At 64.8% G+C, this 4,632-nt stretch carries 3 protein-coding genes; all 3 read right to left on the bottom strand.

What is annotated here, in order from left to right; genetic code table 11:
• Positions 1-345: 345 nt before the first annotated feature.
• The 3 genes from JF66_RS21935 to JF66_RS18060 are packed head-to-tail and all read right to left on the bottom strand — an operon-like array spanning position 346 to position 4,398.
• On the bottom strand, positions 346-1,737 hold the full coding sequence (locus JF66_RS21935) for a TniQ family protein (RefSeq protein WP_051973733.1): 1,392 nt from the start codon (positions 1,735-1,737) through the stop codon (positions 346-348).
• Between the two features lie 52 nt (positions 1,738-1,789).
• Complete coding sequence (locus tag JF66_RS18065; protein WP_035880194.1) at positions 1,790-2,698, bottom strand: TniB family NTP-binding protein; 909 nt, start codon at positions 2,696-2,698, stop codon at positions 1,790-1,792.
• A gap of 2 nt (positions 2,699-2,700) precedes the next feature.
• Complete coding sequence (locus JF66_RS18060) at positions 2,701-4,398, bottom strand: Mu transposase C-terminal domain-containing protein (protein ID WP_035880193.1); 1,698 nt, start codon at positions 4,396-4,398, stop codon at positions 2,701-2,703.
• Between the last annotated feature and the right edge of the window lie 234 nt (positions 4,399-4,632).

Below are 4,632 nucleotides of genomic sequence, written 5' to 3'. Positions count from 1 at the left end.
GCAACACGACGAATGGGAAGCCGGCGAACGACGCTACTTCTCCGAAGCATCAATGCTGGAGCTGACCACAATGAACAACCCCGTCGAGGTCATCGACGAGGCGGTGATCCTCCCAGAACTCGCTGCCGCCTAAACTAAAACAACTGACCCGCACGGTGACGAGAAACTCCACCACTCAGCGGGACGTGACCCTCTGTTCGCAGAGGCACAGGCGGTGACGCCCGTCCCGGTATGTCTTGCGAACACCGCTACACGCGACAAAGCCTTGGCGTCGGATATTCGACGAGATCACAAGCCACCCCAATGTGACCGGGGCTCGCGAAGTCGTTGGTAGCGTCATCCGCTCTACGTGGCCAGGTTCGTGGCAGCAGCGTCCGTTTGCGCAGTCGAATGTGCTTCTGCGCGATCGGCGCGGCCGCGCTGTTCACGCCCTTCCTGCCGCCGCTCGGCAGCCTCATTGGAGTGCGGCGAGTTGTTGGTGGTGCATGGTGCTGAAATCGCTGATGCGTTGGTCTGCGTGAGTTGCTCACGCCGGGCATTCGCCCGTGCTGCGTCGCGTTCAACGATCGCGGTCGCTAGGTAAACACGCAGCGAGCTGTCTTCCTCCCGGAGGGTGTCGTGGGCTGTTCGGGCCTGATCGAGCTGGTCCCGAATTTTGGCAAGATCAGTCTCGATACGCTGCGCTCGGGCTGCCTCGTCGTTTGCGCGGGCCACCGCTCCTCGAGCATGTTCTTCGGCTTCGGCCCACGCAGCAGAAGCCGTCTCGGCGCGCGCTGCGGCGTCATCGCACTCATGCTCGGCCTCCCCCAGTCGCGTGCGCACGACAGTCAGCCGCTCGCGCAGCTGGGACAGCTCGGCCTGCGCCTTCGAGTTGTGGGCCTTCGCCGCGGACCGGACGGCGACCAGCTCGGCCGTCACCTGGTCGAGAGTGTGTGCCCGGTTCGCCAGATCGTGCTGAGTGACGGCGAGTTCGGCCTGCCGCTGCTCGGCGAGGTCGGACGCTTCATGTGCTGCGGCGTCGGCCTCCACCCGCTCCGTGTTGGCCTGGCGCCCAGCGTGCTCGGCGCGGCTGGTTCGGGCGGTTGCTGCGGCGATGTGTGCGGCGGCCTCAGCCGTCACTGATTCGATCTGGGCCTCAGCGGCATCCGGATCAGCCACAATGCAAAGCTCCTCTATGAAGGCGGTGAGTTGCTGGACCAGGTGCGGAGCCATCCCGGCGACCTGGTCGCAGAGCTCGCCCGCCCGCTGACGGGCAGCGTCAACGGGGCGTTGATCATCGGGGGCGTTCCCGCTCAGCTCGGCAGCCAGACGGCGCCGTGCGCGCCAGCCGGCGGCCCGGTTGTGCCCGTCGTTGTCGCAGTACTCCGGGGGCCGGCCACTGCCAGAGTCCGTGCTCACGGCGGGGCGGACGCACCCCGGGAACCGGCACGGACGTTGCTCGCTCTGCTGCTGCACCTCAACACTCTTACCGGGCCGCCAGGGAACCCAGCCGGCCACACCCATCTGCCGCAACCGGTCCGGGGTGACGCCAGTGCGCTCGGCCAGAACATTGATCATGCCGGACATCGCCGCCACGTCGATGTCCTCCGGGGGGCTCCACGCGAGCGCGAAGCCGAGATCATCGCCAAGGAGGGTGAGGTCGGTGCCGTAGCAGGCGGCTATACGGCGCAGCCAGGAGTAGAACGTTTCACCGTCGATCGGGGCCGGATGGATGGGCCACCGGCGCGGCCCGGTCACGATGGCCCGGTCACGATGGCCCGGTCACAGTGACCTCGTCACGATGGCCTGGTCACAGTAGTTCCCGTTCGAATACGCGCTTTCGTTCGGCGGGCCCGAGGTAATCGGCCATGACTAGGGTGCGTTGGTTGATGCTTTCCGCACCGCTTTCTACGGCAGCGATAGCCGCAGCGGTCAGGAGGTGGGCGAGTTCCCCGATGGTGCCTTCGCATCGAGCCAGCAGATATTGGGCCATATCGTCCGTCGCGATGTTCGACGGGTGCTGCAGCGGCAATGCGGCGGCGAAGCTGGCTAACAACGACACGGTGTCGGCGCTGACAGTCCATAGGGGAAGGACGACGGGTTCGAATCGGTTCTCCAACTGGTCGTCGGATCGGATGGCAAGATACGCCTCTCGTGTTCCGACGCCGACGATGGGGATGTGTAACTCGTTGCCGAGGAAACGCAGCAGATTGAGGAACTCCCGGCGGCTGCTGCCCGCCCCGGCTAGGACGTTATGCAACTCGTCGATGACGAGCATGCGCACACCCGTTGATCGCAGCAAACTCAGCGGCATCTGCTCCACCTCGGCCAACCGCCACCGGGGTTGAAGAGGCGCGCCCAGCGCGGCGAGGAGCGCGATGTAGAACCGCAACACGGACGGCTCGGAGGGCATCTGCACGCACAACACGGCAATGTGCTCCCGGTCCGCTTCGGTAACCGGCAGGTGGCCTCGGCGGAACTTTTCCACGATCATCGACTTGCCATTGTTGGTCGGCCCCACCAACAACAGGTTCGGCATCCGCTGCTTATCGGGCCACCCCAGCAGGGCCTCCAGCCGGGCCACGGTCTCCACCGCCCTGGGGTAGCCAATCCACCGGTCCGCTCGGATCAACTCCACCCGCTCGCCCGCCGGCAGCCGCGCACTGCCGCGCACCGTGGGGTGCAGGTGAGACAAATCTGGTGCGACATCGTCGGACACGGTCACCACTGCTCGATCTGATCGAATCCAGCCACCGCTATCGCTGGCGAAGGCGCGTCCGGTGGCTCATCGTCCGGTGAATCCGGCGGCAGTACGGCGCCCGGGCTCGGGGCACGGCTCTTCGCCGCGGCAGTTGTGGTGTCACGTCGTTGCGTATCGCGGCGCATGCGTTTCGTGGTTTTCGACGCGGTGCTGGCGATGTCCCTCATCTGCCCGATCATGCGGAACAGGACTTCCTCATCCACCTGCGCGATGCCAGGCTCGTGCAACCGGGCCAGGGCGCGCTGGTGCTCCCAGAGACTCACAACCGGGTTCGCCATCGTCCGATATGGCACCTCTACATAGAGGTGCCCATCAGGGTCCAATACCCAGATCCGACTGAGGTCCCGCGGGTCCCGCCGGATCAGGAACGGATCCAGCGTGTCGCGCCTGCTGATCCACGGTTTCAACGCGTTGGCGAAGTAGTGGACGTGGTCGATGACGAATCCCGTCCGCGTCAGGGTGCGCCGCACAACGGGGAGGAAGTCGATCAGGAACGCTGTCGGGTTCGAGGCCACCGCCGGCGTCCCGGTGGCGGCGACGCCTTCGGCCCACCGGCCGGTGGGGGTCTGCCCCAGCGTGCTGTGAATTCTGCCGTGGTAGCTGGCCACGGCCAGGGCTAACCATTTCTCTAACTCGTGCAATGTCAGCATCGCCATTCGGTCTGAGTCATACCGGCCACGCTCGACCGGGCTGGAGAAGGTCGTCCCAGGAAGTTCGTGGACCTGCTGCATCGCAGTACCAATCACCCGCTCCACGATTCCGCCATAGTGCGGCCGGCCCGGCGGCCGGTACGCCAGGTCAATTCCGTGCTGCTCGCACCCACGGCGCAGCGCCTCGCTCTTGAATTCGCTGGCGTTGTCCAAATACAGCTGGCGTGGCTTACCACTCATCGGCCACGGTGCGTCAACTCCCAGACTCTCCAGCCACGGCCGCTTATCGGTGGCAGCATGGGCCAGGCAGAGGCCCACGGACACGACTGACGGCGCCTCCAGCGTGACGACCATCCCCACCAACGCACGGCTGAACACATCGATCGCCACGGTCAGATACGGGCGCCCGATCGGTTGTCGTTCCCGCACGTCGACGACGATCATGTCGATGACCGTGTGATCAATCTGCACTTGCTCCAAAATGGTACCGATCACTGGAACGTCGCCGCCGGCGGACTGCAACGACCGCACCGCATCCGGACCTCCCCGCCGCCGGCCGACCTCAACCGGATTCAACGCCCGGATCCGCCGCTCCACAGTGCTCCGAGACGGAACCGGGAGTGCTTGAGCCCGGCACTCTATTGCAATGTCACGGTGGACCGACGCCACGGTCCGTTTCTGCCGGGTCAGGAATTGCTTTCGCACGATCACACGGACGAGATCCTCAACCTCGTCCACAAGACGCGAGGCGCCTTTCCCACCGGAGGAATGTCCCGGGGCCAAATCCGTCAGCAAGCCAGACCCATCACGAAGCCGCTTGATCAGCACGTAAACCTGCCGCCTGGATATCCCCAGCGCAGCTGCGACGGCACCTACCGCGACTGTGCCGGCGATGGACTGCACTGCCAACGGCGCTATCGCCGCCGAAATCAACTTCGTCCGATCCCACACATCGTCCGACATCGTCAACGTGCCGAACTCAACGATGCGCACAGATTCAGCGTCCACCCCGCTACCTCCTTCTTGTGCAGAGGAGTACGAACGAAAATGATGTTAGTGCAGAGGAGTACGAAAACGCCAGCGTTCACACTCGCGTGCACAACCCCGAAAACTCAAGGGCTGTTGTGCAGACGACTTCGAAGAATGACAGCGCGACCCCGGCCTTTCGTGCGCCATCCCGGACACTCTGACCAATGGCAAAGGACGCCCAGAATTTGGCCTCCTCGTCCACGTCGACCYCAA

Source organism: Cryobacterium sp. MLB-32 (assembly GCF_000738085.1).
Taxonomy (GTDB): domain Bacteria; phylum Actinomycetota; class Actinomycetes; order Actinomycetales; family Microbacteriaceae; genus Cryobacterium.
This window is presented reverse-complemented; position numbering and strand designations above follow the sequence as displayed.